Here is a 26,013-nt window from a genome sequence, read left to right as displayed (position 1 = left end):
GCGGCAAGTGGTGAGCCCCGGGCTAGTGGTACAGCGCCTCGATCTCGGCCGCATAGGTCTTGTAGATGCTGGAGCGGCGCACCTTCATGGTTGCGGTCACCTCGCCGTCGTCGTGGTCCAGCTCCTTGGTGAGCAGGTGGAACTTGCGGATCTGCGAGACCTGCGCGAGGCGCTGGTTGCCCTGGTTGATTTCCGCATCGATGAGGACACGCACCTCGGGGTGCTCCACCAGCGAGCGAAAGTGCGTGAACGGAATGCGCCGCGCCTCGGCCCACTTGCCCACGGTCTCGTAGTCGATCATCACCAGCGCGCCGACGAACTTGCGCGCCTCGGCAACGATGATGCATTCCTTGATGAAGGGGCTGCCCTTCATCGTGTTCTCGATTTCGGACGGCGTGAGGTTCTTGCCACCGGCCGTGATCATGATGTCCTTGAGGCGGTCCACGATCTGGATCTGGCCTTGCGATTCGCGCACCACGTCGCCGGTGTGCAGCCAGCCATCCACGATGCTGCTGGCCGTGGCCTCGGGGTTCTTGTAGTAACCCGCAAACACCATGTCGCCCCGCAAATGCAGCTCGCCGTTGTCGGCAATGCGGTGTTCCACGCCTTGCGTGGGCACGCCCACGGTGCCCACCACCACGTGGTCCAACCGGTGGCCTGTGACCATGCCGGTGGATTCGGTCAGGCCGTACACCTCGATGAGTGGCACGCCCAGCACGCGGAAGAAGCGCACCACATCGGGCGGAATGGGCGCAGCGCCGGTGAGCGCCACATGGGCATTGCGCAGGCCGATGAAGTTCTGCAGCGCGCGGAAGACGAGCCAGTAGCTGCCAGCAAAGGTCAGCTTGTCGGCAGCGCTCCAGGCACTGCGCGGCTTTTCGGCCAGCGGCTTGCAGGCGTTGTAGGCCTTGTGGAACAGCGCGCGGCGCAGGCCACCGGTTTCCTGCAGCTTGATGTGGATGGCGGCGTGCAGCTTCTCCCAGATGCGGGGCACGCCCAGGAACATGGTGGGAGCGACCTCGCGCAGGTCCTCCTGCACGGTGCGGATGGACTCGCCAAAGTTCACTTGCGAGCCGATGTACACGGGCACAAAGCTGGTGAGCATCTGCTCGGCCACATGGCACAGCGGCAGGTACGACAGGTGGGTGGTCTCGCGCGACAGCTCCAGCCGGTCCACGATGCCAGGCACCACGCCCCGGATGTTGCGGTACGAAATCATCGCGCCCTTGGGCTTGCCGGTGGAGCCCGAGGTGTAGATCATCAGGCCCACATCGTCGAGCCGCTGGCGCGCCAGGGCGTCGTCGATGATGGCTTGCTGGCCCGATGCCGCGCCGAGCTGTTCCACCTCGTCAAACGTGGTGATGAACTTCCGCATCTCGGGCGCAAAGCTGCGCAGGCCCTTGGTCTCCATGACCACGATCTTTTTCAGGCGCGGCAGCTCGGGCAGTGCAGCCAGCAGCTTGTCGGTCTGCTCCTGGTCTTCGCAGACCATGATCTCGATGTCGGCATGGCCCACCACATAGGCCACCTCGTTGGTGGGGCTGGTGGGGTACACACCCACGGTCACGGCACCCACCAGGCCCGCGCCCATCTGGGCCAGCACCCATTCGATGCGGTTCTCGGAGATCACGCCCACATGCCCGTCCGGAGGCAGGCCCAGTGCCTTGAGGCCCAGGCCAAAGTGGCTGGCGCGCTGGTGGTACTGCGCCCAGGTGAAGGGTTTCCAGATGCCGAAGTCCTTTTGCCGGATGGCGATGCGCTGCGCGTCGGTACGCGCGCGCTCGCGCAGCATCTGGGGCAGGGTGAGGTCGGGGAGCGTCATGACAGCCATCTTTTGCGGCGCTTGTAGTGCTTGATCTCTTTGAAGCTCTTGGCCTCGCCACCACCGCCCATGCCGAGGTAGAACTCACGCACATCGGGGTCGTTGGCCAGGCGCTCGGCCGTGCCGTCGATCACGATCTTGCCGTTCTCCATGATGTAGCCCCGGTGCGCCACCGCCAGTGCTACGGTGGCGTTCTGCTCCACCAGCAGCATGCTGGTGCCCCGCTCGGCATTGATGCGCGCGATGATGGTGAAGATGTCCTCCACCAGCTTCGGGGATAGGCCCAGCGAGGGCTCGTCGAGCAGGATGAGCTGGGGCTGTGCGATGAGCGCGCGGCCAATGGCCAGCATCTGCTGCTCGCCACCCGACAGATAACCGGCCAGGCCCTTGCGTCGCTCATGCAGACGTGGAAAGTAGCTGTAGACCAGGTCGAAATCCGGTGTTGCGTCTTTCCGCCCCGTGAGCGCATAGGTCGCGGCCACCAGGTTTTCTTCGACCGTGAGGTCTTCAAACACGCGGCGGCCTTCCATCACATGGCTCAGGCCGTTGCGCACCAGCTGCTGCGGCGCCAGGGCCGCTGTGGGCTGGCCATTGAAGTGGATGCTGCCGCTCTCCACCGTGCCATCTTCGAGCGCCAGCAGCCCCGACACCGCTTTGAGGGTGGTGCTTTTGCCCGCCCCGTTGCTGCCCAGCAGCGCCACGATCTGCCCACGTGGCACGGCCAGCGACAGGCCCCGCAGGGCCTGCACCACCTTGTTGTAGATGACCTCGATGTTGTTGACTTCGAGGACGTGGGCCGGGGTTGGCTGGGTCATGGCAAAGGCGAGGTCAGAGCTTGATCCAGTCAGATGCGGCCACCATTTTTTGCGCCTTCATGTCGGCGCGGTACACGCGCCCCACGGGGATCGAATTGCCGCTGATGGTGATCGGCACGCCGATCAGCCCGCCCGTGTCGAAGTCCTTGATGGAATTGAGCGAAGCCTTCAGGTTGGGGCCGGTGAGGGGCTTGCCTGCGTCCAGCGTGCGCTTGGCTGCCTCGGTGAACAGCATCGCGGCCAGAAAACCCTGGATGTAGGCCGTGCTCTGGTACTCGGGCCGCAGCGCGCGGATCTTCTCCAGCATCGGCGCCTTCTCGGTGTCGTAGTAGTAGCGGTAGGGCATCACACCCATGAAGCCGTCGGCGGCGTCGCCCATCTTCATGACGGTGGAGCTGTCCATGGTCCAGAAGGTGCCCATCCACTTGCTGGTCATGCCCTGCTGTTTGCCCTGGGTGATGAACTCAGGGATGGGCGCGAGGATGTAGCCGTGAAAGATGGTGTAGTCGGGAGCCGCGCGGCGCAGCTTGATAACCTCGGTGGACACATCCACGCTGCCGGCGGGCGTCATGATCTTGATGGGCACCGACAGGCCCAACTGCTTGGCCATGGCTTCGCTGGACTCGATGGGGTCGCGGCCGAATTCCGAATCGGAGTACACGAAGGCCACCTTGGCACCGGGCTTTTCCTTGGCGATGTGCTTGAGCAGGATGCCGAACATTTCGGTGTAGTCGGGGCCCACAAGGAACTGGTTGGGGTACTTCTTGGGGTCGTTGAGTTCGGTGGCAAACGACGCGCCCGCCATCAGGATGTTGCCGTTGCGGTCCAGCTCTGGGTTGATGGTTTTGGAGAAGCCTGTGGAGTCGCCGTAGTACAGGTTGACCTTGTTCTGGCTGGTGATCTTCTTGAACGCAGCCACCGACACATCAACCTTGTAGCCCGTGTCCTCGGGCACGTACTTGAGCTTGCGGCCCTTGATGCCGCCCGCGTCGTTGACCATCTTCACGTAGTCGCCAATGCCCGCGTTGATGCCCACGCCTGCAAACGCAAACACGCCCGTGAGCGGAATGGAGCCGCCAATCACGATGTCTTCAGCGCCTTGAGCGAGCACCGACAGCGGGCTGGTGAGTGCGGCGGCGCCAGCGGCACCAAGCAGCAGGTGGCGGCGCTGGAGGGAAGTGTGTGGTGTGTCCATGTTGTCTCCTGAATGATTTAGTTGCGGAAAGGCCAGAGATGGAAGAAACGGCGGATGCGCCGCCACACTTCGGCCAGGCCATGGGGCTCGAAGACGAGAAAACCGATGATGAGCAGACCGAAGATCACGGTGCGCACGGGCGAGAGGAACACCGTGAGTTCGGTGCCGCCGGGCAGCAGGCCGACCACCAGCTTGAGCAGCTCGGGCACCATGGTCATGAACACCGCGCCCAGGATGCCGCCCAGGATGGAGCCCATGCCGCCGACGATGATGGCCGCGAGGAAGAAGATGGACATGAGCAGCGGAAAGCTCTCGGGCGTGACCACGCGGAAGAAGTACGCCCACAGGCCACCGGCCACACCCGCGTAGAACGACGACAGCCCGAACGACAGCAGCTTGTAGCGCAGCAGCGGAATGCCCAGCACCTCGGCCGAGATGTCGCGGTCGCGAATCGCGATGAACGCGCGGCCGACACGCGTGCGGAACAGATTGGCCGCGCCCAGCAGCATGAGGAGGGTGACCGGCACGATGAGCCAGTACAGGCGGAACGAGGTGTCGAGCGCCATGCCAAACAGCTTGGCGGGCGGCACGCTCAGGCCCCCGGTGCCGCCGGTGAACTTCCAGTTGGCAAAGATGAAGTGTGCGATGAACGATGCGGCGATCGTGGCAATCGCCAGGTACAGCCCCTTCACGCGCAGCGAAGGGATGCCCACCACAATGCCGCCCAGCATCGCGACCAAGCCACCGGCCAGCAGGTTGAGCACAAAGGGGGTGCCCACCTTGGTTTCCAGCACGGCCACGGTGTACGCACCCAGGCCCATGAAGGCGGCCTGCCCCAGGCTGACCAGCCCCGTATAGCCCGTGAGGATGTTGAGCCCTGTGGCGCTTGCCACGTTGATGCTGACCAGGCAGGCCAGGTACAGCCAGTAGTCGCTGGCCATGAAGGGGAATAGCACCAGCAGCGCGGTGCCCACAGCCAGCCACACCTTTTGCGTGCGCGAGTCGAACAGCGCCGCGTCGGCGATGTAGGTTTCCTTGAGGGTTCCGATGCGCATGGATCAAGCCTCCAAGGCGCAGATGTGTTTTGGCATCGTCGGCCTGACATTTGCCAAGCCTTTGTGCGAAAGGCCGCGGAGCAGGCCATGCGAGTGACCGCCGTGGAACCGGCTTTGCCGGGCCACCGGCGGTGTCCCCCTTGAGGGGGAAGACGCGAAGCGGCGCAGGGGGTGTTTCATAGTCTTTCGATTTCGTGGGTGCCGAACAGGCCGTACGGGCGCACCAGCAGCACCGCGACCAGCACGATGAACGTGGCCAGCAGCTTGTATTCGCCACCCAGGTAGGCGCCAGCCAGCGCCTCGATCAGGCCGATGAGGATGCCGCCGACGAGCGCGCCCAGCACGCTGTCGAGCCCGCCCACGATGACTACCACCAGCACCGACAGTCCGAACACGCCCATGCTGGAAGAGATGCCGCCAATCGAGCCAACGATGATCCCGGAGATGGCCGCGAGCATGGCCGACGCCACCCAGGCCAGCGAGAACACGCGCGGCACGTTGATGCCCACCGAATACGCGGCCGCCTGGTCGCTGGCCGTGGCGCGCAGGGCCACGCCGCCGCGCCAGAAGCGGAACACCACCAGCACCGCTGCGATGAACACCACCGCGATCAACGCGCCCCAGAACACCTTGGGCGCCAGGAACGCGTCGCCGACCATGATGGGCTGCGTGGGCATGAAGTCGGGCAGGCGGCGCTGGTCGGCCGTCCAGATCATCTCGACCAGGCCCACGAGCACCGAGGCCAGGCCCACGGTGACCATGAAGACCGAGATCGGCGGTTCGCCCAGCAGCGGGCGGATCATGGTGCGCTCGATCACCGCGCCCAGCAGCCCCGTGCCCAGCACGGCGGCGGGGATGGCCAGCCACAGCGGCAGCGCAAACATTGATGCAAAGGTGAAGAACAGGTACGCGCCCACCATCAGCAGCTCGCCAATGGCAATGTTGACCACGCGGGTGGCCTTGTAGACCATGACGAAAGCCAGTGCGGCCAGTGCGTAGAGACCGCCACCGGCGATGCCGGTGAGGCTGATCTCAAACAGGTAGGCCCAGTCGAAGTTGCCGGTCATGCGGTGGTCACTCCCTGCAGCTTGGCACGCAGGTCGCCCACGTCGCCCGCGCCCAGGTAGGCGCGGATGACCTCGGGGTCCGCCTGCACCTGCGCAGGCGTGCCCTGCGCGATGACCTGGCCGAAGTTGAGCACCACCACGTGATCGGACAGGTCCATCACCATGCCCATGTCGTGCTCCACCATCAGCACCGTCACGCCCCACTCCTCGCGCACGTCGAGGATGAAGCGCGCCATGTCTTCGGTCTCTTCGCGGTTCATGCCGGCCACGGGCTCGTCCAGCATCAGGATCTGCGGCTGCATGGCGAGGGCCCGGGCCATCTCCACGCGCTTTTGCAGGCCGTAGGGCAAGGCCGAGACGGGTGCGTGGCGGATGTGGTCGATTTCGAGAAAGTCGATGATGCGCTCCTCGATGTCGCGGCGCAGTTCGGCCTCTTCGCGGCGCGCGCGGCCGAAGTACAGCAGCGCGTCGAGCACGTTGGTTTTGAGGTGCGCGTGTCGGCCCAGCTTGATGTTGTCGAGCACCGTCATGCCGCGAAACAGCGCAATGTTCTGAAAGCTGCGGCCCAGGCCCAGCTTGGCGCGCTGCGGTGCGGTCACGCGGGTGATGTCCTGCCCCTGAAAGCGGATGGACCCCTGGCTGGTACGGTAGAAGCCCGAGATGGTGTTGAACAGCGAGGTTTTGCCCGCACCGTTGGGGCCGATGACGGCGGTGATGGAGCCGGGCTGCACGTCAAAGCCTACGCCGGTCAGCGCCTTCACGCCACCGAACGCTAGGGTCACGCCCTGCACCTGCAGCAGGGGCGTGGCAGCAGCGGGGCCGGAAGGGGTTGTCTCCATTGGCTTTCTAATACGGGTTGTTCGCAGCTTCTGAACAGAAATTTCTCTGGAACCCTGCAGAAATTTCCTACTTGTGCGTAAACTGTTTACTCGTGAGTAGATTCTGGAAGCCGCCACCCCGTTCAGCATCCGTACTTTCCCGAGGAATCGCCCCCCATGCCCCAGGCCAAAGCGGCATCGACCCGACGCAGCAGCAAAAGCAGCACGAGCAGCGGCAGCAGCCCCCAGCGCGCGGCCCCCAAGCCCTCATCCGCAGCCCCGGCCCCCGGGCCCGAAGACGCGCCCGACGCCGCTTCGCCCTGGGCTCCTGTCTCGCACCGCGAACGACAGCGTGAGGCCAAGCGCAACGCCGTGCTGCAGGCGGCGGCCCAGCTGTTCAACGAGCGCGGCTTTCACGCCACCTCGCTCGACGACATCGCTGCGCGCCTGAACGTGACCAAGCCCACGCTGTACTACTACGTGAAGAACAAGGACGAGATCCTGTTGCAGTGCGTGGGCAAAGGCCTGGCGATGATGCTCGAAGGCATCGACGCATCCCGCGCCGCAGGCGGCAAGGCCATCGACCAGCTCATGACCTGCATGCAGGTGTATGCGCGCATCGTCACCATGGACTTCGGCATGTGCCTGATCCGCGTGGGCGACGAGCAGGTGCCCCCCGAAAGCCGCAAGGAGCTGCGCCGCCTCAAGTCCGCCATCGACCAGGAGTTCCGCCGCCTAGTGGCTGAGGGCGTGGCCGAGGGCTCGATCCAGCCCTGCGACCCCAAGATCACGGCCTTTGTGATTGCAGGTGCGCTCAGCTGGATCGGCCGCTGGTACCAGCCCGGCGGCGAGTACACGGCCGAGCAGGTCGCGCAGCAGTGCATTGCGACGCTGTGTGACGGTGTGTTGCGGCGGCCAGCTGACAGCACTGCGCTGGACGCCGCCGCCGTGCCCACCCCCAAACGCAGGGCGGCGAGCAGCAAAGCCAAGACCGCTGTTCGGCCCAGCGCGGGCTGATGCGTCTCGGTGGGTCGGAATTCAAGCCAAATCGGCCTTTCGCGATTGATGGATAAGCGCTAACTGCTACTGATTGGGTAGCGTTTTGCGCGGTGCCCTGGGGGCATGGTGTTCCGCCTGCCCGGCCGCCAGGTCATCCAATATCGGACAGTCCGGCCGGTCGTTGCCCTTGCAGCAGGACACCAGCGTTTGCAGGCTGCGCTGCATGGCCTGCATCTGGGCGATGCGTTCGCTCAGGTCGTCGATGTGTTGTTGGGCGATGCGCTTGACCTGGCTGCTGGCGCGGCTGCGGTCGTGCCACAGGCCCAGCAGCTCGGCGATTTCTTCCATCGAAAATCCGAGGTCGCGGCTGCGGCGGATGAAGTGCAGGGCGTGTACGTCGGCCTCGGTGTACTGGCGGTAGCCGCTGTCGGTGCGCGCCACGCCGTTGATGAGGCCCAGCGATTCGTAGTGCCGCACCATGCGCGCCGAGATGCCTGCGCGCTTGGCAGCGACGCCGATGGGCACGGGCCAGGCGATGGGGCGGGGCGCTGTGGACCGGGTGCGCGGGGCCTGTGCTGTATCAGGGGAATGGGGCGTGGTCATGGTGTGGCCCTCGCTGGGTGCGTGGTGGCGCGGCGCTCAGGCCGCGACGGTGTAGCCTTCTTCGGCAATGGCGGCGGCCAGGGCTTCGCGTGGGGCGCTGCTGTCCACGTCCACCTTGCCGCTGGCGCGGTCGATGCGGACCTGGGCGTCGGGGTCTACCTGCTGCACGGCCTGGGTGACGGCGCGTTCGCAGTGGCCACAGGTCATGCCTTGAACTTGGAAAGTAGTGGTGGTTGTCATGGGGTGTCCTCGGGTTGATTTTCAAGAGGGCCGTTAAAGCGACCGAAGTGAATGTTGAAGCTTGACATCGTGGCAGAGTCAAACACCGCTCAAGACACTCATGGTGTGAGGGTTGATCAATATCAATGCTTGACCTTGCCATCACGTCAAGGATCAGCATCCCGGCCATGAACACCATCACCACCCCCCCCAACACCGCGCCCGGGTCTGTGCACTCGCTGGACCTGGGCATTTCTGGCATGACCTGCGCAAGCTGCGTGGGCCGTGTGGAGCGCGCGCTGCGCAAGGTGCCGGGCGTGCAGGAGGCCTCGGTCAATCTGGCGACCGAGTCTGCGCGCATTGCCTTTGTCACGCAGGTGGGCGCCGACGCCGCTGCCATGGAGGCCGTGCTGCGGCGCGCGGTGCGCAATGCGGGCTACGAGCCGCGTGCGGCGGGGCAGGAGGATGCTCCGGAGGACTTGTCGCCCTGGGCCGGCTTTTTACCCGTGGGCATTGGCCTGCTGCTGTCGGCGCCGCTGGTGCTGCCCATGATCGGTGACCTCTTTGGCCAGCACTGGATGCTGCCCGCCTGGGTGCAGTTTGTGCTGGCCACGCCGGTGCAGTTCATCCTGGGTGCGCGCTTCTACAAGGCGGGCTGGCATGCGGCCAAGGCGCTGAACGGCAACATGGACTTGCTGGTGGCGCTGGGCACCAGTGCGGGCTGGGGCCTGTCGATGTGGCTGTGGCTCACGGCCCCCACGGACCACCCGGGGCATGTGCCGCATCTGTACTTTGAGGCCTCGGCCGTGGTGGTCACGCTGGTGCTGCTGGGCAAGTGGCTGGAGGCGCGCGCCAAGCGGCAGACCACGGCCGCCATCCGCGCGCTGCATGCGCTGCGGCCCGATGTGGTGCATTTGCTGACCCAGCAGGGCGAGGTGGATGTGCCGGTGTCCGAGGTGCTGGTGGGTGACCAGCTGGTGGTGCGGCCGGGAGAGCGCATCCCCGTGGATGGCACGGTGCACGAGGGCCACACGCAGGTGGACGAATCCATGCTGACGGGCGAGCCCTTGCCGGTGGCGCGCGATGTGGGCGCGGCGCTCACGGGCGGTTCGATCAATGGTGATGGCCGCATCGTGATGGCGGTGACGGCCGTGGGCGCCGAGACGGTGCTGGCCCAGATCATCCGGCTGGTGGAAGACGCGCAGGCGGCCAAGGCGCCGATTCAGCGGCTGGTGGACCAGGTGTCGGCCGTGTTTGTGCCCGTGGTGCTGGTGGTGGCGGTGGTCACCCTGCTGGGCTGGCTGTGGATGGGCGTGGGCATGGAGGCCGCGCTGATCCACGCCGTGGCCGTGATGGTGATTGCCTGCCCTTGTGCGCTGGGGCTGGCCACACCGGCGGCCATCATGGCGGGCACGGGCGTGGCAGCCAAGAACGGCATTTTGATCAAGGACGTGCAAGCCTTGGAGCTGGCCCACAAGGTGGATGTGGTGGCTTTTGACAAGACCGGCACGCTGACCGTGGGCCAGCCTCGGCTGACAGCGTTTGAGGTGGTGCCAGGCTTCGACGATGCGGCCGTGATGGCGGCGGTGGCTGCGGTGCAAAGCGGCAGCGAACACCCGCTGGCGCGTGCCGTGGTGGCGGCTGCGGGCGAGCGGCAGATCAGCGTGGCCACCGCGCAGGATGTGCGCGCCGTGCCTGGGCGCGGCACCGAGGGTGAGGTGGACGGCCAGAGCTACCTGGTGGGCAGCCTGCGCTGGATGCAGGAGCTGGGGGTGGACCTGGGTGCGCTCGCGGTGCGGGCACAGCAGCTGCAGAACGAGGGGGCCACCGTATCGGCTGTGGCCCAGCGCGTGACGGAAGGGTTAGCGCTTCGGGCCCTGATGGCTTTTGGTGATGAACCCAAGCCCGGTGCGCACGAGGCGCTGGCGGCACTGAAGGCGCGTGGCATCCGCACCGTGATGATTTCGGGTGACAACCGCGGCGCGGCCGAGGCCATGGCCCGGCGCCTGGGGCTGGACCCCGACGCGGGCGAGGTTATGGCCGAGGTGCTGCCGGGTGACAAGGCCGCGAAGGTGGTGGCATTGCAACAAGGGCCTGATGGCAAGCGCCATCAAGTGGCGATGGTGGGCGACGGCGTTAACGATGCCCCAGCCCTCGCGGCTGCGGATGTGGGCATGGCCATGGGCAATGGGACCGACGTGGCCATGCACGCGGCGGGCATCACGCTGATGCGGGGCGACCCGATGCTGGTGGCAGCGGCGCTCGATATCTCGCACCGCACGGTGATGAAGATCCGGCAGAACCTGTTCTGGGCGTTTGCATACAACGTGGCGGGCATCCCGCTGGCGGCCCTGGGCTTTCTGAGCCCGGTGGTGGCGGGGGCTGCGATGGCGCTGAGTTCGGTGAGCGTGATGGCGAATGCCCTCTTACTCAAGCGGTGGCGCATGTGATAAATACGTACAACACGGTCATCGATGTCTGGCAAACTGCAACGATTTGTTGCGAATCCGTGGCCTCGGGGGAGGTGCGACGGGCGCACAGGCATACCAATATATGAAGGACGACAGATCATGAATATCTTCTCGCTCATGCGGCAGTTCACCATACGTTTGCGCATGCTGGGGGCCATTGGCGTGGTGCTGGGCCTGCTGGGGCTGCTGGGGGGCGCGGGCATGCTGGGCATGTTCCGCATCCACAACATGAGCCAGGACTTCATGGACCACTCGTTTGCCGAGGTGGGCTACATGGCCGAGCTGCGTGGCGAGATGGGGGCCATTCGCCAGTTCGAGAAGGACATGATCATTGGCTATGAAAAGCCCGAGGCGGTGAAAGCGGCGCACGCCAAATGGCTGGAAAGTCAGGACAAGGCCAAGAAGATTGCGAACAAGTTCCTGGAAGGCGAGGAAGACTCTGACAACCCTGTGGTGCGCAACATCGTCAAGCGCCTGGACAGCTACCGCGAGCTGTTCGCGCACGTGGCGCGCCAGCTGGAGGCCAGCGGCTATGACACGGCCACGATTGCCAACCGCATGAGCGGCAAGGCCGTGGCCGAGTTTGCCGAGGCCGACAAGCTGATGGCGGAGCTTGATTCCGTGCTACGCGCCGAGGTGGCCAAGTCGGTGGAGCAGCAGGGCGAGGTGTCTGACCAGACCAAGTGGCTGTTTGTGCTGGCCGTGCTGATCACCGTGGTGGTGGTGGTGCCCACCACGCTGATGAACATGAACTCCATCTGCCGCCCGTTGGAAGACGCACGCAGGATGGCGCAGGCGATTGCGGGGGGCGACCTCTCGCAGCACATTGCGGCCGAGGGCAAGGATGAAGTGGCCGACCTGCAGCGCGCTCTGCGCGACATGCAGCAGGGCCTGGGCGCGCTGGTGGCGCAGGTGCGCGATGCCAGCGGCAACATCGCCACAGCCAGCCAGGAGATTGCCACGGGCAACCAGGACCTGTCGCAGCGCACCGAGCAGACGGCCAGCAACGCCCAGGAGGCCGTGTCTTCGCTGTCGCAGCTGACCGCCACGGTGCAGCAGACGGCGTCGTCGTCGCAGATGGCGAACCAGTTGGCGGCCTCGGCCTCGCAGATGGCCACGCACGGCGGTGGCGTGGTGCAGCAGGCCGTGGCCAGCATGCACGAGATCTCCACCTCCAGCCGCAAGATCGGCGACATCATCGGCCTGATCGACTCGATTGCGTTCCAGACCAACATCCTCGCGCTGAACGCTGCCGTCGAGGCCGCCCGCGCGGGGGAACAGGGCCGGGGCTTTGCGGTGGTGGCCAGCGAAGTGCGCAGCCTGGCGCAGCGCTCTGCCGCAGCAGCCAGCGACATCAAGGGGTTGATCCAGAACAGCGTGACGGCCGTGGACGGTGGCGTGCGCCACGTGGAAGAAGCGGGCACGGCCATGAAGGACATCGTGAGCAGTGTGCAGCGCGTGGGCGACATCATTGGCGAGATCACGGCAGCGGCGTCCGAGCAGTCGGCCGGCATCGGCCAGGTGAATGGCTCGGTGGGCGAGATCGACCGCATGACGCAGCAGAACGCGGCGTTGGTGGAAGAGTCCGCCGCTGCCGCCGAATCACTTCGCGAGCAGGCCGCGCGGCTGTCGCAGGTGGTGCAGCAGTTCCATCTGGCCGACGACCAGCATTCCGTCGGCGTGCGGCAGACCGTCGCCCTACAGCACGGTACATCCATGGCGCTGGCGGCTCCATCCGTCCAGGGTGTTGACCTTGATTCGGCCATCAAGGCCCATGCGCAGTGGCGCACCAAGTTGCGCGATGCCGCCAAGAAGCATCAGCAGCTTGATGCCGACACGATCAGGCGCGATGACTGCTGCGAGCTGGGTCGTTGGCTGCATGGCAAAGGACAGGGGTCATATGGCGCCTTGCCTGCCTTCCAGTCATTGGTGGACAAGCACCGCGACTTCCATGAAGTGGCAGGCGCCATTGCCCAAACCATCAACCGGGGCAACTACGCGGACGCCGAGCAGGCATTGGCGGGCAATACCCCGTTCTCGCAGGCCTCCAGCGCGGTCGGTGCCGCCATCATCCAGTTGCGCAACAGCCTTTGAGGATCGGGTATCAGGGCCGCAGCTGACGGACCGGATGATCCTGGCCTCGGATGGGTGAGGCGTCTTGGGGCCCCCGGCGTGGCAGCCCCGGTATCTCTTGATCTGCGTCAGGCGGTGTAGGCGCGCATCGTGGCAATCTTGAAACCCCGTATCACCCTGGGGAGTGCACCATGCCGTCGATCAGCCTGCGGACCATTCGCGAAGAGCATGCGTCGCTTGCGGCGGTGCTCCATTCCTTGCGCCTGATGCTGGACCAGGGCCCGGGCGATGCGCCTGCCGCGTTCTTTGACGTGATGCGGGCCATGCTGTTCTACATCGACGAGTTTCCCGAAAGGCAGCACCACCCCAAAGAGTCGCAGTGGCTTTTCCCCAAAGTGGCCGAGCGCGCGCCCCAGGCCGCTGAGGCCATTGCGCAGCTGGAGCGCGACCACGAAGGTGGCGAGGCAGCGGTGCGGGAGCTGCAGCACCTGCTGCTGGGCTGGGAGCTGATGGGTGATGGCCGCCGCGAGGCCTTCGCCGACGCGCTGCAGCGCTATGTGCGCTTTTACCTGGAGCACATGCGCACCGAGGAAACCGTGGTCCTGCCGGCGGCGCAGGAGTGCCTGCAGCCCGGTGATTGGGTGGCCATTGATGCGGCCTTTGCCAGCAACACCAACCCGCTGGCCCCGGGCAAGCCGCGCGATGCGGCGTATGACCGGTTGTTCACCCGGATCGTGATGCGGGCGCCCAGCCCGATAGGGCTTGGAAGCCCCCCCTGAGTCGCCTGCGGCGCCTTCCCCCTCAAGGGGGACGCCGCCAGCGTGGCGGGGCGGCCCTTGCGCGGCGGCCCTGGCTTGGGGCGCGCCGGTATCCACCGTTGTGTGGCGAGACTGCCGCTTGGTGGACAGGGCTGTTCAGCCCGCTGCCAAGGCTGGATAGTCGGTGTACCCCTCAGCACCGCCTCCGTACAGCGTCGCGCGGTTGATTTCGTTCAGCGGGGCGTTGCTCTCCAGGCGCGCCACCAGGTCGGGGTTGGCGATGAAGGGGCGGCCAAAGGCAACAATGTCGGCACCGTGGGCCAGGGCGGTATCGGCCAGCTCGCGGGTGTAGGCGTTGTTGACCATCCAGGCGCCCTTGCCACCGGCTGCGCGGTAGGCGGCCTTGAGGGCGGCGTAGTCGAAGGGGCGGCCTTTCACCTCGCGCGGGCCGCCGGTGGCGCCTTCGATGACGTGGATGTAGGCCAGGCCCAGTGGGCCAAGGTGGCGCACCACGTGGTCGAACAGGGGCTGGGGGTCGGCGTCCACGATGTCGTTGGCGGGGGTGACGGGCGACAGGCGGATGCCGGTGCGGCCACCGCCGATTTCCTCGACGATGGCGCGGGTCACTTCCAGCAGCAGACGGGCGCGGTTGGCAATGCTGCCGCCGTAGTCGTCGGTGCGCTGGTTGGCACCGGTCTTGAGGAACTGGTCGATCAGGTAGCCGTTGGCCGCGTGGATCTCCACACCGTCAAAGCCCGACGCAATGGCGTTGCGCGCGGCGTGGCGGTAGTCCTGCACGATGCCGGGGATCTCTTCGGCATCGAGCGCGCGGGGCATGGAGGTGGGTGTGAAGGTGGGCACGCCGTCCTTGATGAGCACGGTCTTGGTGTTGGCCTGCACGGCCGAGGGCGCCACGGGTGCTGCGTTGCCGGGTTGCAGGTCGGTGTGCGACACACGGCCCACGTGCCACAGCTGCACCACGATCTTGCCGCCGGCGTCATGCACGGCGCGGGTCACCTTCTTCCAGCCATCCAGCTGCTCGGTGCCGTACAGACCGGGCACATCGGCATAGCCCTGGGCTTGTGGGCTGATGGCCGTGGCCTCGGAAATGATGAGGCCGGCACTGGCGCGCTGCGCGTAGTAGGTGGCAACCAGGTCGGTGGGGATGGCCTCGGGCGAGCGGTTGCGCGTCAGGGGCGCCATGGCAATGCGGTTGGCCAGCTGAAGGTCGCCCGCGCGGGTGGGTTCAAACAAAGAGGTCATGGTGAGGGTGTCCTGAGGGGCTGTGTGCAAGAAAAGCAGCCATTCAGCTTAATGCTGCAGCGCAAAACGTGCAGCACACTTGCGTCAACAAGGGCACAGGTTTTGTGTTAGCCCGGTCCTCTGACTGTCGTGCCAGCGGCGCGGGGGCCGTTGCACGAGAATGGACCGCCATGCCCTTGCCACCGCCTTCCGCATCGTTTTCCGTCTCCCCGTTGCGCAGCCTGTGGCTGGCCGTGGCCTTGTCGATGGGTGCGGCCATCTCGCTGGGTATCACGCGGTTTGCCTATGCCTTGTTGTTGCCGCCCATGCGTGAGGACCTGGGCTGGTCGTACACGCTGGCGGGCGGCATGAACACGGTGAACGCGCTGGGCTATCTGCTGGGGGCTCTTGCCACGCCATTGCTGTTGAGGCGCGTGGCCCCGGGGACGGTGCTGGTGGCAGGTGCGGTGATGGCCACGGTGTTCATGGGCCTGAGCGGATTTTTCACGCAGGCAGCGCCCCTGCTGGTGCAGCGCCTGCTGGCCGGTGGTGCCAGTGCGCTGGTGTTCATTGCGGGGGGCCTGCTGGCGGCACGGCTCGGCGCCCAGGTGCCGGGGCGCAGCGGTTTGCTGCTGGGCCTGTACTACGGCGGCACGGGCTGGGGCATCAGCCTGTCGGCCTGGCTGGTGCCTGCGGTGCTGGGCGTGGCGCCTGCGCCGCACAGCTGGACCTGGGCGTGGTGGGTGCTGGCGCTGGCCTGCATGGCGGCCACGGCGGTGCTGCTGTGGCCTGCGCGGGCGTTGAACGGGCTGGCTGCACCCGTGGCCGCCGCGCCCGGGACCACACCGGAGGCTGCAGTGCCCGACCGCGTGCGCTGGCGGGCGCTGGCCCCTGCGCTGTTGGGTTATGGCCTGTTTGGCGTGGGCTACATCGGCTATATGACGTTTGTGGTGGCGCTGCTGCGCGAGCAGGGCCGGGGTGCGGGCGAGGTGACGCTGTTCTACGCCCTGCTGGGTCTGGCGGTGGTGTTGTCGTCACGTATCTGGGCTGGGTTGCTGGACCGCAGCCGGGGCGGGGAGGCACTGGCGCGGCTCAATGCGCTGCTGGGCGTGGCCACCATCCTGCCCGCCATCACGGGCGCGTGGCCGGTGGTGCTGGCCTCGGGGCTGCTGTTTGGCGGGGTGTTCCTGTCGGTGGTGGCATCGACCACGGCGCTGGTGCGGCACAACCTGCCGCAGGCGCTGTGGGCCAGCGGCATCAGCGCGTTCACCATCGTGTTTGCGGCGGGGCAGATCGTGGGGCCCACGGTGGTGGGCTGGATTGCCGATGGCCCTGGAGGCCTGGCGCGCGGGCTGGTGTTCTCCGCCTGCGCGTTGTGGGTGGGGGCGCTGGTGGCGTGGCGGCAGAAGCCGCTGTAGCGCAACTGGGGTTTTGGCCGCGCGTCGAGCTACGTGCTCCCAATCGATACTGGCGCGGCCTAGACCAGAAACGCCGAGCAAGGGCCGCCCCGCAGCGAGGGTGTTGTCCCGCTGCCCGCGTAGCGAGAGCGGGGGGAAGGCGCGCAGCGCCTCAGGGGGGTGTCCCTATTTCAGCAAGCCTTCTGCCTTCATGGCCGCCTGCACCGCAGGCCGGGCTCCTACGCGCTCACGGTAGGCCGCCAGATTCGCCAGGCCGGAAATGTCGAGCTTGGTGGGTTGGGTCCAGTTGGTCACGGTGAACAGATAACCGTCGGCCACGGTGAACTGGTCGCCCATCAGGTATTGCTTGCCGGCGAGCTGGCCATCGACCCACTGCAGGCGCTGCAGCAGCCGCTCGCGCACCATGGGCTTGTAGTCCTCGGGGGTGGCGGGGTTGAACAGGGGGCTGAAGCCCTTGTGCAGCTCGGTGCCGATGAAGGTCAGCCACTCCTGCAGGCGGTAACGCGCCAGGGTGCCGTTGGCGGGGGCCAGCTGCTTGTCGGGCACCTGGTCGGCGATGTATTGCACGATGGCCGGGCCTTCGCGCAGGCGCTCGCCGTTGTCCAGCTCCAGCACGGGCACGTAACCCAGCGCATTGATGGTGTAGTAGTCGGTACCATCCTGCAGCTTGTGGCTCTTGGTGCTGGCCAGCACGGGGGTGTAGGCCAGGCCGGCCTCTTGCAGGGCGATGTGGGGAGACAGGGAGCAGGCGCCGGGGGAGTAGTAGAGCTTCATGGATCGGTCCTTGAATTCGTGAAAGAGTGACAAACGGTGAAGCTGTCGATGCTATGCGCTTCGCTGTTTTTGTGTCGGCCGACAGTGCGTGGTGGCCTCGGTCATTCCTCTGCAGCCCTCACCCCGGTAAAAGTCTGTAACCCGCGTAGCCCACCTCCTGCATTCCCCGCGCGCAGGGCGCTCCTGATTCAGTAGCTGTTTGCGTAATCCCCACGTCGCCTGCAGCCATATTCATTTCATCCCCCACGGCTCCCACTGGCCTGCCCCATGTAGGTGTCATTCCTAGCTAGGAACACTCCTAGCTAGGAGCCTTCCCAGTTTCGCGCGCTGATGCCTGTAGGCACAGTCGCGCGCCATGCAAGTCGCCCCCTCAGCCTCCACCTACGCTCCCGCCCCTGGCGACCTGGCCAGCCCGCCCGCCCCTGGCAGCGCATTCAACAGCTACACAGACCAACCCCAGGACAACGCTGGCGCCTTCACCGACAGCGGCCCAGGCGGCTACGCCCAGCCCGATCCTCAGTCCCACCAGAACCCCCACGCTGACCCCACCCTAGCCAGCACCTCCCTCTTCGCCCCCACCGACCACACCCCCAGCACCACACTGGCCCTGATGGTGCAGGCACAGACCAAGCCTCTGCTGGTCACCCCTGAGAACGCAGCGGGCCTGGGCATCGACTTGGTGAGCACCAAGCCCCTCACGGTCACCCCGGAGAACGCAGCAGGTCTCGGCATCGACCTGGTGCAGACCAAACCCCTGCAGATCACTCCCGAGAACCCAGCCATTGGCACTGTCGGCGCCCAGGCAGCAGCCCCCAACGCCAGCCCCACCGAGATCGCCGCCCTGGAACTGCTGCTGGCCGAACCCACCAACCAGGAGATCATTGCCCAGTTCGGCCCGCCCCTGCGCCCCCTGAACACCGACACCAACGTCGGCCAAGGCATCCTCGCTCGCTTTGGCCCCGACCTGGGCGCGCGGCTGACCCAACTGCAAGAAGCCCAAGATGGCGTACGCAACCAATACCTGCACGCACTCGACCAAGCCACCCAGAACCCCGGCCCCGATACCCCGGGCAGTCAATGGGTCCCTGGCACCGGGCAAGGCGAGACCGCCGAGCCTGGGCACTGGACATTGGACCCCACAGCGTTCTCGCGCCACTACGCCCAAGGCGACAGCCTGGCCCAACGGGTCTTTGCCGATCTGCACGGCCAAGACCCCCTGGTGTTCCATGAGGGCAGGGAAGGTGACGCCCACAGCGAACCCAGCTACCACACACTAGGCCCCTTCAGGCTCGCCCAGGGCCAGCCCTACGGCAGCGACCCCAGCCTGCCTGACGCCTGCGTGCTGCGGGACTACACCCAACTCAGCCCAGAACACAGCGCAGACCTGATCAACAAGGAATACCTGTGGTTTGACCCCGTCAACGGCTGGAGCACCAGCGCAGACAACATCCAGGCCCCAACGGGCTTTCTGGACAAAGTCCTGCCCGTCGCATTCAGCGCACTGATGTGCATGGTGGCCTTGCCGCCTGTGGGCACCCTGCTGTCACAGGCAGGGGCAGGCACCTTCGTTCAAGGCGCTGCCATGGGGGCCATGGGCAGCGCGATCTCCCAGACGGTGATGACCGGCGGAATCGACTTCGGCAACCTGCTGCGCTCGGCCCTGACGGGAGGCATTGCAGGCAGCGTCATGCAATACACAGGCCTGAAGGACATGCTGGACAGCGCCGACCTGGCCAAGAGCAGCCTGGCACACCTGGGCAAGGCGGGCCTCACGGGGTTATTGCAAGAAGCCACGGGCGGCAAATTCAAAGACGGCTTCATGAACAGCGCCCTGGCCAGCATCGCGCAAGGGGTGGGAGATCATCTGAATCAGCAGATCGGCGAGCTCAAGGACATCAGCCCCGAGCAGGCCAGCGTGCTCAAGCTCCTGAGCAAAGCTGCCAGCAGCGCATTGAAGATCGCGGGCACCAACGACCCGGCGGCGGGGTTTGCGAGCGAGTTTCTGAGCGGAGTGCTGGGCGACGGACTCCAGGGGGCGCAAGGAACGGGGCAAGGGCAGGAACAGAGCCAGGTGGGGAATGAGGGACAACCGGGACAAGCTGCACAGCCGGGAGACAGGCCCTCCAGCGACTGGGTGAGGAACCTGGGGGCCAGTGAGGTGGATGCGCAGACGGCGCAGTGGGTTGAGGCATTTGCCAACCCGGCTGCATTGCCATCGTCGCAAGGCATCCAGGTCGCGTCAGCCCCCATCGGAACAGTGGGTGATGCGGGTTACTTTGATGACAGTGGTGCTTACATAGAGCCCGCCCAACTGATCTGGCCTGACGGCACCACCAGCACGCTGGCACAAAGCAGCGACGGCGAGCCCATGCTGGCGGAGACCGAGGTGCGGGAGACTGCGCAGCCGATGCTGCCAGAGGACTTTCGCAGACAAGAGATCGAGTATCGCAACAGCACAGAGGTACAACCACCACAGTACAGCTTCACGGAACTGGTGGAGATGTCCCACAGCCCCGTCGACAGCTACAGTGCCCAGGAGTACCGGGACGCCGCCGCGCAGTACCGAGCGAGCATGGGAGAGGACTTCCGGCGGGACAGCATCTACAACGGCCTGTGGACCCGAGCCGCAGCGTTGGACGCTGCAGCAGGCGGCGGATGGGGGCAAGAGGTGATCAATGACATCACCGGCTTTGCGACGGAAGAAGGGCTGCATGCACAGACGGGGGTGGCGATAGGTGGTGTGCTGGGTCGAGGTATTGGCAATAGGCTGGGTGGTAGCGTTGACAATGTGGTCGAGGCTGCTGACGCCGGGGGGGTTTTGCCCCATAAGGCGAATACGGGGGGAGCGACCAAGCCGCTATTTGAAAACAGGTATCCAGAGCACATCATTGATTCCGCCAAAATCGTACCTAATGAAAGGCTCAGCGGCATCAGTGGAAACTTCAATTATGTAATCACTGAAAATGGGAATCTTGTTATTGGCAGGAGTGGTCATACCAGTTTGACAGGTGGCGCACCAGTCCAAGCCGCTGGCGAAATTCAGCTATACAACGGCAATGTAAAATGGATTGATAATGCTTCTGGACATTACCAACCGTCATCGAACATTGGTTCAGTGGCAGAGGCCGCTTTCGATAGAGCTGGTTTAAACGCAACGGGAAAATTTGTGCCCAAGGTTTGGGTGCCAGATCCAACTCTGCCACGGGGAGGCGCATGGGTAAAAAAGAATTGATCAGTGATCTCTATGAACAGCTTGTCCAAGCAGAGCATGTGCTTGATACGCAGTATTCATTTGAGCTAGCAGAACCACACTACCGCAAATGTTTGTCAATCATCGAACATGCCCCTGCGTATCAAAAGGAATTTGAAGATTTGCTGTTGAAGATGTACTTTGAGAAGGTGATTAGCGATGAACCATTGGCGTATTTGATGCATGTTTTGAGGTGGCCGAATGTGCGAAAAGATTTGGAGCTAAAGATCACTCACGACCCTACGGCGATTGCCACAGGCCGGTCGCACGAAAAAATCCTCTCTGCATACCATGATGAATGGGCGAATAGAGATTTCTACAAATTTGGCCCCTGAGTCCGTGAAACGCACAAAAATCCAAAGGCTGGGGATTTTCTTAAATAATACAGAACCATGAGTGCTACAAGCAATCCACTGAAATAAATTAGTGATTCCCCCTCGCAAGAACGGCACATCTTGAAAAATTCGACTTGAGAGAACGGCTGCGCGCACCCAGCACTGACTCCATCCCATCCGTGGAGCGGTCTCGTACCGTAGATGGGAGGCAGCCATTGGTAACCGTCGTCATTCGAGCCGTCCGGTTCATTCGATGCTCAAAACACTTGGCGGTGCTTCGGTCTACTCGGCGCACCCCAGCCCAGCAAGGCGTTGAACCAGCTAGCGCTGGAAGGCCAACCCGGTGGCAGCGTTGACAATGTGGTCGGGGGCGCTGAAGGTCGTCCAAGTGGCGGCGCTGCCGTTCAAACACTTGGCGTTACAAGAGAACAAGCTGTAGCTGATGCCGTTGGAGGGATTCGTTCTGGGGAGATTATTAAAACCACACGCGGAAAGACAGATGTTGATGTGACGGACCCAGCTGGCAACCTCATTGCGGTGGGAGGGCCAGCCAAAGCAGATAACCTCGGGAACTTTGTTCGAGGACTAATGGTGTATTCTGAAACCGCCACCGCTCGGGGGGTTAGCGCGTATTTTTACTATGCGCCAAATACGCCTCAGACGGTGATTGATGCGGCGACCAAAGTGCTCGGCCCCGGCTTTGTAAAGCCTATTCCCTAAAATTTTGTTATGGCTTCGTTTACCTACACAATTTGGTCCAATCTCTCCTTGCCGGCGTTGATTAATCAATTTCGGTTTGTCTTTGATCAATTGAACTTCTCTCTAACGAACAATCGATCTGGTAAAATTCATTTATGGAGTGACGGAGAGATTGAAATTGATCCATCTGCAGTGCGATCAATTGCAGATATTGAATTGCCTTTGGGCGTGCAGTGGTGGCGAGGTGATGACGACATTTATGTTGGACTTTCCAAGTCAAGTGATGTCGGTGGATTTATATGCCACGTAAGCCTTGTTGGGCTCTCTCGTGAGGAGCAGGCGGAGATTGCGAAGTTACTAATCCTCTATATCACGCCTGAGAAGCAGTACTTTCCTGATGACTTTTATGTATTTCGACTAAGTGCACAGTAGGCATTCGGTTCCGAGCGACTCTGTTGCATAAATGTCGCGTCCCGGACGATCATATGGTCGCTCCTGCACAACGGCCCAACTGGCAAAGGGTGGCCCATCTTTCCGGGCACCCTCCCGCTCAACTCGCACAACCAGATCGGCCTTGTGGTCACCCTCGGCATCAGCGTAGACACCGTTAAGGCCTTCTGGTGCACCCGCTGTCGGGGGCTGTAGGACGTCTCAGGTATTCCAGCCTGGCATTTCGCGCTGCACCTTGCGCAGCAGTGCTGGCCAGGCAAAGGCGCCGCCTAGGCCGCCCGTCTGCACGCGCATGGCCTGTGCCACGCCGCTCACGATCTGGGGGTTTACGGCGATCAACTCGCCACCTGCCTGCGCGTCGATCTGAATGCGGCAAGTGTTCTCGAAGGTGTACATCGACAGGAACGCATCGGCAATCGTCTTGCCCACGGTGAGCAGGCCGTGGTTGCGCAGCATGAGGAAGTTGGCCTCGCCCAGGTCGGCCTGCAGGCGTGGCTTTTCTTCGTCGCGGAAGGCCACGCCCTCGTATTCGTGGTACGCCAGCGAGCCCAGCACGAAGGTACTTTGCTGGCTGATGGGCAGCACGCCGCCCTTCTGGGCGCTGACGGCCACACCGGCACGCGTGTGGGTGTGCAGCACGCAGCCGGCCTCGGGCCGGGCCTCGTGCACCGCGCTGTGGATCACAAAACCGGCCGGGTTCACGGGGAAGGGCGAGTCGTGCAGCTTGTTGCATTGCATGTCCACCTTGATCAGGCTCGATGCCGTGATCTCGTCGAACATGAGGCCGTAGGGGTTGATGAGGAACTGGTGCTCGCCCGGACCCGACACCGATTCGGGCAGTTTGGCGCTGATGTGGGTGAAGACCAGGTCGCTCCAGCCGTACAGCGCAACGAGCCGGTAGCACGCGGCCAGGTCGCAGCGCAGTTGCCATTCTTCGGGGCTGACGCTTTCTTGCAGCGAAGGGATGTTGAGCATGGGGTGGTGTCTCCGTTTTTTGAGGAATGGGAAACGCCACTGTAGGGCGATGGGGCGCCCTGGTCTGTCAGGCAGGCTACAGGTGCTGCATTTTTGCGGATTGCTATAAAAAATATAGCTGTTTACGCCCGTCCACAAAACGCTAAGGCCGAATTTTGTTGAATTTTCGTGCCCTGGCCCTGCCCGGCCATCAGCGCCCGGGCCCTTGCTGCTGCCGCATCTGGCGCCGCCCCAGCCAGCCCAGCTCAGAGGCTGTCGGACTTGGAAATCGTCGGCAGCAAATCGGCCACAGCGGTCCATTTTTGGCTTCGCCGCTCTTCGAGAACACCGTCTTTTTGCCCCATAGCCGAGCTATGGGGCTGCAAATCCGGCAAAAACTGTCCTCGCTGGGGCCAATTTTCGCTTCGACGCTCCAAGTCCGACAGCCTCCAGGAATGTCCTGCATAACTCCCTGCGGTCGGTGATAGCGCGGTCTCGGGCGGTCTGCTGCGTTGCTTTTCTTGCCAATAGCCGGCTATTGGCAAGAAAAGACGCCTTGTAGCCCATCCCGATCCGCACTACCTCCGCCTCGCGAGGGCTATGCAGGCCATTCCCAGGGCCGCCAGCACCAGCATCCATGGATCGTTCACCGGAATCCCCGTGGAGAGGGCCATCACTTGGAGGTTCAGTGTGATGGTGGAGGACAGGCCGTTGGCGTCCGTGACCTGGATGACCAGGACATAGAGTCCCGGTGTGGTCGGTGTTCCGCTCAGCAGGCCGTTGGGCCCCAAGGTCATGCCCGGGGGCAGGGGGCCGGAGTTCACGGTGAAGGTGTAGGGGCCGGTGCCGCCGGTGACCTGAATCTGTCCACTGTAGGCGGTGTTCGCGACCAGCACGGGCGGAGGGGTGATGGTCAGCGCACCTGTCACGGTGCCTGCACCCAGCAGGTCCAGCTCGCGCCCCAGGGCGTCGGACACCGTGATGGTGAAGCTGTAGGGCGCCGAGCTGGTGGGCGTGCCCGTGAGATCGCCCGTGCCCGACAGGCTCAGGCCCGCCGGAAGAAGCCCTGCGCTGACGAGGAACTGGTAGGGCGCCACACCATCGCTGCCGACAAAGGTCACGCTGTAGGGCACGCCCAGCGCGGGGGTGGGAATGCTGGACGGGGTAACGGTGATGTCCTGCGCGGCGGCGCTGGCGGCCCACAGCACCAGGCTGGCAACGCCGAGCCATGTGGTGAAGCGGCGCAAGCCGTGGCGCAGTGCCTGCGCTGCGCGGGCCATCATCGCGCGCTCCCGTTTTTGCGTGCGAGCTGTTGCTCCAGGGCCGAAAGGCGTTCGGCCAGGGCCATGAGTTCTGCATCCTTGGCGGCCAGCTTCTGGTGGAGGGCCTGGACCGTGGCGGCCGCAAGGCCGGCGACATCGCTGGGCGCAAGCGTCCGGGGGCTGGCGCCCACCTGAAAGCGCTGGTGTACATCCTCGGCCATGGGCCCCAGGTGCAGGCTGGCGTTGAGATCGCTCAGGTAGCGCCAGGCATACAGCGGCAGGTTCAACACTTCGCCAAGGACTGCATGGACCGGGGCGGGGCTGATGTCGTGTTTGAGCGTGCGGCTGGAGCCTTGGCTGAGCGTGCCGGCCACCACCAGGCCGCCGCCTGCCTGCATCGACAGCGCATTGCTGCCACTGCCGCTGGGCGCCAGGCTGAAGGCCGAAGCCGTAGCGTGTTGCGTCCAGTACGCGGTGCCTGTGCCATGTGCAAGCCGCGCAGCGATGGCGCCGTTGTTCTGCAGCTCCATCTGCACGCGGGGCAGGGCGGTGGCGCTGGTGTTGTCCACCAGCAGGGCTCCGCTGCCGTCCGCGCGCCGCAGGTGCAACGGGGCAGCAGGGCGCGGCGTGCCCAGGCCCACGCTGCCGTTGCCCGCAATATCAACGCTGGCATGTGGCGCCCCCGGCCGGATGCGCAGGGGAAGGAGGGAGCCTCCGGTGACATCGCGCACGAAGAAATTGGCTTCGTTGCCCGCCACATCCCAGGTCTGGGCTGTGTAGCCGTCAGTGTTGTTCTGCTCTTGCCGCAGCGCCGGGGTGTTGGAGGACAGCACATGCAGATCAAGCACGGGTACGCCGGTGCCCACCCCCACGCGCCCTTGCGGGTCCACAACCAGGCTGTTGGCGGGCGCTCCGGCCAGCCAGCGCACGGGGGTCAAGCTGCCTGTGACATCGTCGATGCCGAGGTAGCTGGCCCCGCCGCTGGCGCTGTCGTTGGCGATGATCTGCCAGTCGTTGCCGGGAAACGCGCCCGCACTGGTGTCTTCAAACTTGATGCGCAGGTTGTTTTCCTTCAGGCGCAGGGTGTCGAAGCCAAAGCTCTCGTTGTTGACGCAGTCAAACCCCATGCAGATGCTGCCTTGCACGATCTGGTCGTCGGCGACCAACTGGTCTTTGGTGGCAAGGCGGAGGGTGCGGACGGCCTTTGAAGATGGGGCGGACTGCGCGGCGGGGCCGTCGGCTGTATCCCCTTCGCCCGGGGGCAAAAGTGCGGGTGGCAGCACAAACGCACCGCCCGCCACCGACACGTTGCCGGCCAGCATGGCGCCCCTGGGCCCGGCAGCGCTGGAGGCACCCACGGGGTTGGCCGCCACGGGGGTTGCATCGTCGGGCCGCACGGCAGCGGTGGTGGGGGCCAGCGTCAACTCGTAGGTGTAGCGTCCGTCGGGCAAGGGATGGTCTTGCAGCGACAACACCAACGGGCCGGACAGCACCAGGTCCTGGGGCGCATCGCCCTCGCGGGCGATGCGCAGCACGGCGCGGCCATGGGGTGCGGTGGGGGTCCACTCCAGCCGGGTGGCCTGAAGCCGTGCCGCAATGGCGGGGGGCTGCACTTCGCTGCCGGTTTGTGCGTGCACGAGGGGTGGGCTCAGCAGGGATGCCAGGGTGGCGGCAACCAGGGCGGCAGCGCGCGGCCGCAGCCTGGTCAGGAGGGGCAAGCAATGGTGGGCAGGC

22 protein-coding genes and 1 pseudogene are annotated in these 26,013 nt (G+C 64.7%); 10 read left to right on the top strand and 13 right to left on the bottom strand.

Translation table 11 applies throughout. From position 1 onward, the window contains the following. Window positions 1-22: 22 nt before the first annotated feature. The 6 genes from AC2YJX_RS09845 to AC2YJX_RS09820 form a co-directional block, all read right to left on the bottom strand. Window positions 23-1,822 (bottom strand): AMP-dependent synthetase/ligase, encoded by a 1,800-nt coding sequence (locus AC2YJX_RS09845; protein WP_487255937.1) that lies wholly within the window; start codon window positions 1,820-1,822, stop codon window positions 23-25. Beyond that, window positions 1,819-2,637, bottom strand: a complete 819-nt coding sequence (locus AC2YJX_RS09840; protein WP_487255936.1) for an ABC transporter ATP-binding protein — start codon at window positions 2,635-2,637, stop codon at window positions 1,819-1,821. Before AC2YJX_RS09840 ends, AC2YJX_RS09845 begins: the two co-directional genes overlap by 4 nt. 13 nt (window positions 2,638-2,650) lie before the next feature. After that, window positions 2,651-3,832 (bottom strand): ABC transporter substrate-binding protein, encoded by a 1,182-nt coding sequence (locus AC2YJX_RS09835; protein WP_487255935.1) that lies wholly within the window; start codon window positions 3,830-3,832, stop codon window positions 2,651-2,653. 17 nt (window positions 3,833-3,849) lie between these two features. Then, window positions 3,850-4,887 (bottom strand): branched-chain amino acid ABC transporter permease, encoded by a 1,038-nt coding sequence (locus AC2YJX_RS09830; protein WP_487255934.1) that lies wholly within the window; start codon window positions 4,885-4,887, stop codon window positions 3,850-3,852. Window positions 4,888-5,063: 176 nt separating this feature from the next. After that, the gene (locus AC2YJX_RS09825) at window positions 5,064-5,954 is read right to left on the bottom strand and encodes a branched-chain amino acid ABC transporter permease (RefSeq protein WP_487255933.1); all 891 of its coding nucleotides are present in this window, start codon (window positions 5,952-5,954) and stop codon (window positions 5,064-5,066) included. Further along, window positions 5,951-6,793 carry an ABC transporter ATP-binding protein gene (locus AC2YJX_RS09820; RefSeq protein WP_487255932.1) on the bottom strand — a complete coding sequence of 281 codons (843 nt, stop codon included), beginning with the start codon at window positions 6,791-6,793 and terminating at the stop codon, window positions 5,951-5,953. The genes AC2YJX_RS09825 and AC2YJX_RS09820 overlap by 4 nt, the downstream gene beginning before the upstream one ends. A 156-nt stretch (window positions 6,794-6,949) precedes the next feature. Between AC2YJX_RS09820 and AC2YJX_RS09815 the strand changes: the two genes are divergently transcribed. Then, the gene (locus tag AC2YJX_RS09815) at window positions 6,950-7,789 is read left to right on the top strand and encodes a TetR/AcrR family transcriptional regulator (protein WP_487255931.1); all 840 of its coding nucleotides are present in this window, start codon (window positions 6,950-6,952) and stop codon (window positions 7,787-7,789) included. 66 nt (window positions 7,790-7,855) lie between these two features. Here AC2YJX_RS09815 and cueR read toward each other — a convergent pair whose 3' ends face one another. Both cueR and AC2YJX_RS09805 read right to left on the bottom strand, forming a co-directional pair. Continuing rightward, window positions 7,856-8,374, bottom strand: coding sequence for a Cu(I)-responsive transcriptional regulator (gene cueR / locus AC2YJX_RS09810; protein ID WP_487255930.1), 519 nt, complete (start codon window positions 8,372-8,374; stop codon window positions 7,856-7,858). Window positions 8,375-8,410: 36 nt separating this feature from the next. Beyond that, a complete protein-coding gene (locus tag AC2YJX_RS09805) occupies window positions 8,411-8,614 on the bottom strand; it encodes a heavy-metal-associated domain-containing protein (RefSeq protein ID WP_228897041.1) in 204 nt (67 codons plus the stop codon). Window positions 8,615-8,781: 167 nt separating this feature from the next. On the opposite strand from AC2YJX_RS09805, the gene AC2YJX_RS09800 reads away from it, so the two are divergent. The 4 genes and pseudogenes from AC2YJX_RS09800 to AC2YJX_RS09785 all read left to right on the top strand — a co-directional run bounded on the left by AC2YJX_RS09800 (window position 8,782) and on the right by AC2YJX_RS09785 (window position 13,916). Continuing rightward, a complete protein-coding gene (locus AC2YJX_RS09800; RefSeq protein WP_487255929.1) occupies window positions 8,782-11,043 on the top strand; it encodes a heavy metal translocating P-type ATPase in 2,262 nt (753 codons plus the stop codon). Between the two features lie 120 nt (window positions 11,044-11,163). Continuing rightward, a pseudogene (locus tag AC2YJX_RS09795) lies at window positions 11,164-12,726 on the top strand (methyl-accepting chemotaxis protein); the annotation flags it as partial. Between the two features lie 54 nt (window positions 12,727-12,780). After that, entirely contained in the window at window positions 12,781-13,158 is a 378-nt protein-coding gene (locus AC2YJX_RS09790; RefSeq protein WP_228897296.1) for a CZB domain-containing protein, read from the top strand. A gap of 170 nt (window positions 13,159-13,328) precedes the next feature. Then, on the top strand, window positions 13,329-13,916 hold the full coding sequence (locus AC2YJX_RS09785) for a hemerythrin domain-containing protein (protein WP_121421759.1): 588 nt from the start codon (window positions 13,329-13,331) through the stop codon (window positions 13,914-13,916). Between the two features lie 135 nt (window positions 13,917-14,051). Here the strand turns inward: AC2YJX_RS09785 and AC2YJX_RS09780 are convergent, their stop codons facing one another. Continuing rightward, window positions 14,052-15,158 (bottom strand): alkene reductase, encoded by a 1,107-nt coding sequence (locus AC2YJX_RS09780; protein WP_487255928.1) that lies wholly within the window; start codon window positions 15,156-15,158, stop codon window positions 14,052-14,054. 170 nt (window positions 15,159-15,328) lie between these two features. Between AC2YJX_RS09780 and AC2YJX_RS09775 the strand changes: the two genes are divergently transcribed. Continuing rightward, window positions 15,329-16,555 carry a YbfB/YjiJ family MFS transporter gene (locus AC2YJX_RS09775; protein WP_487255927.1) on the top strand — a complete coding sequence of 409 codons (1,227 nt, stop codon included), beginning with the start codon at window positions 15,329-15,331 and terminating at the stop codon, window positions 16,553-16,555. A 165-nt stretch (window positions 16,556-16,720) separates the two neighbouring features. Here AC2YJX_RS09775 and gstA read toward each other — a convergent pair whose 3' ends face one another. Then, complete coding sequence (gene gstA, locus AC2YJX_RS09770) at window positions 16,721-17,329, bottom strand: glutathione transferase GstA (RefSeq protein WP_121421762.1); 609 nt, start codon at window positions 17,327-17,329, stop codon at window positions 16,721-16,723. 355 nt (window positions 17,330-17,684) lie between these two features. Here gstA and AC2YJX_RS09765 point away from each other — a divergent pair, with 355 nt between their 5' ends. The 4 genes from AC2YJX_RS09765 (at window position 17,685) to AC2YJX_RS09750 (ending at window position 22,045) form a co-directional block, all read left to right on the top strand. Beyond that, window positions 17,685-20,561 (top strand): hypothetical protein, encoded by a 2,877-nt coding sequence (locus AC2YJX_RS09765; protein WP_487255926.1) that lies wholly within the window; start codon window positions 17,685-17,687, stop codon window positions 20,559-20,561. After that, a complete protein-coding gene (locus tag AC2YJX_RS09760; protein ID WP_487255925.1) occupies window positions 20,543-20,914 on the top strand; it encodes a hypothetical protein in 372 nt (123 codons plus the stop codon). The genes AC2YJX_RS09765 and AC2YJX_RS09760 overlap by 19 nt, the downstream gene beginning before the upstream one ends. A gap of 312 nt (window positions 20,915-21,226) precedes the next feature. Then, window positions 21,227-21,634, top strand: a complete 408-nt coding sequence (locus AC2YJX_RS09755) for a hypothetical protein (RefSeq protein ID WP_487255924.1) — start codon at window positions 21,227-21,229, stop codon at window positions 21,632-21,634. A 9-nt stretch (window positions 21,635-21,643) separates the two neighbouring features. Further along, entirely contained in the window at window positions 21,644-22,045 is a 402-nt protein-coding gene (locus AC2YJX_RS09750) for a hypothetical protein (RefSeq protein WP_487255923.1), read from the top strand. Between the two features lie 219 nt (window positions 22,046-22,264). Here the strand turns inward: AC2YJX_RS09750 and AC2YJX_RS09745 are convergent, their stop codons facing one another. The 3 genes from AC2YJX_RS09745 to AC2YJX_RS09735 form a co-directional block, all read right to left on the bottom strand. Next, entirely contained in the window at window positions 22,265-23,038 is a 774-nt protein-coding gene (locus AC2YJX_RS09745) for a class II aldolase/adducin family protein (protein WP_487255922.1), read from the bottom strand. Between the two features lie 557 nt (window positions 23,039-23,595). Beyond that, window positions 23,596-24,300 (bottom strand): Ig domain-containing protein, encoded by a 705-nt coding sequence (locus AC2YJX_RS09740; protein WP_487255921.1) that lies wholly within the window; start codon window positions 24,298-24,300, stop codon window positions 23,596-23,598. Beyond that, the gene (locus AC2YJX_RS09735) at window positions 24,297-25,997 is read right to left on the bottom strand and encodes a tail fiber domain-containing protein (protein WP_487255920.1); all 1,701 of its coding nucleotides are present in this window, start codon (window positions 25,995-25,997) and stop codon (window positions 24,297-24,299) included. The genes AC2YJX_RS09740 and AC2YJX_RS09735 overlap by 4 nt, the downstream gene beginning before the upstream one ends. Window positions 25,998-26,013: the final 16 nt, after the last annotated feature.

It is taken from the genome of Acidovorax sp. SRI_002 (genome assembly GCF_057586455.1).
This window is presented reverse-complemented; position numbering and strand designations above follow the sequence as displayed.

Bases quoted from the DNA above. Each gene is read 5' to 3' on its own strand.
- AC2YJX_RS09835 (WP_487255935.1), bottom strand. From the start codon at position 3,832: ATGGACACACCACACACTTCCCTCCAGCGCCGCCACCTGCTGCTTGGT.
- AC2YJX_RS09765 (WP_487255926.1), top strand. From the start codon at position 17,685: ATGCAAGTCGCCCCCTCAGCCTCCACCTACGCTCCCGCCCCTGGCGAC.
- AC2YJX_RS09840 (WP_487255936.1), bottom strand. From the start codon at position 2,637: ATGACCCAGCCAACCCCGGCCCACGTCCTCGAAGTCAACAACATCGAG.
- AC2YJX_RS09740 (WP_487255921.1), bottom strand. From the start codon at position 24,300: ATGATGGCCCGCGCAGCGCAGGCACTGCGCCACGGCTTGCGCCGCTTC.
- AC2YJX_RS09745 (WP_487255922.1), bottom strand. From the start codon at position 23,038: ATGCTCAACATCCCTTCGCTGCAAGAAAGCGTCAGCCCCGAAGAATGG.
- gstA (WP_121421762.1), bottom strand. From the start codon at position 17,329: ATGAAGCTCTACTACTCCCCCGGCGCCTGCTCCCTGTCTCCCCACATC.
- AC2YJX_RS09785 (WP_121421759.1), top strand. From the start codon at position 13,329: ATGCCGTCGATCAGCCTGCGGACCATTCGCGAAGAGCATGCGTCGCTT.
- AC2YJX_RS09760 (WP_487255925.1), top strand. From the start codon at position 20,543: ATGGGTAAAAAAGAATTGATCAGTGATCTCTATGAACAGCTTGTCCAA.
- AC2YJX_RS09845 (WP_487255937.1), bottom strand. From the start codon at position 1,822: ATGACGCTCCCCGACCTCACCCTGCCCCAGATGCTGCGCGAGCGCGCG.
- AC2YJX_RS09750 (WP_487255923.1), top strand. From the start codon at position 21,644: ATGGCTTCGTTTACCTACACAATTTGGTCCAATCTCTCCTTGCCGGCG.
- AC2YJX_RS09820 (WP_487255932.1), bottom strand. From the start codon at position 6,793: ATGGAGACAACCCCTTCCGGCCCCGCTGCTGCCACGCCCCTGCTGCAG.
- cueR (WP_487255930.1), bottom strand. From the start codon at position 8,374: ATGACCACGCCCCATTCCCCTGATACAGCACAGGCCCCGCGCACCCGG.
- AC2YJX_RS09815 (WP_487255931.1), top strand. From the start codon at position 6,950: ATGCCCCAGGCCAAAGCGGCATCGACCCGACGCAGCAGCAAAAGCAGC.
- AC2YJX_RS09830 (WP_487255934.1), bottom strand. From the start codon at position 4,887: ATGCGCATCGGAACCCTCAAGGAAACCTACATCGCCGACGCGGCGCTG.
- AC2YJX_RS09800 (WP_487255929.1), top strand. From the start codon at position 8,782: ATGAACACCATCACCACCCCCCCCAACACCGCGCCCGGGTCTGTGCAC.
- AC2YJX_RS09805 (WP_228897041.1), bottom strand. From the start codon at position 8,614: ATGACAACCACCACTACTTTCCAAGTTCAAGGCATGACCTGTGGCCAC.
- AC2YJX_RS09790 (WP_228897296.1), top strand. From the start codon at position 12,781: ATGGCGCTGGCGGCTCCATCCGTCCAGGGTGTTGACCTTGATTCGGCC.
- AC2YJX_RS09775 (WP_487255927.1), top strand. From the start codon at position 15,329: ATGCCCTTGCCACCGCCTTCCGCATCGTTTTCCGTCTCCCCGTTGCGC.
- AC2YJX_RS09825 (WP_487255933.1), bottom strand. From the start codon at position 5,954: ATGACCGGCAACTTCGACTGGGCCTACCTGTTTGAGATCAGCCTCACC.
- AC2YJX_RS09780 (WP_487255928.1), bottom strand. From the start codon at position 15,158: ATGACCTCTTTGTTTGAACCCACCCGCGCGGGCGACCTTCAGCTGGCC.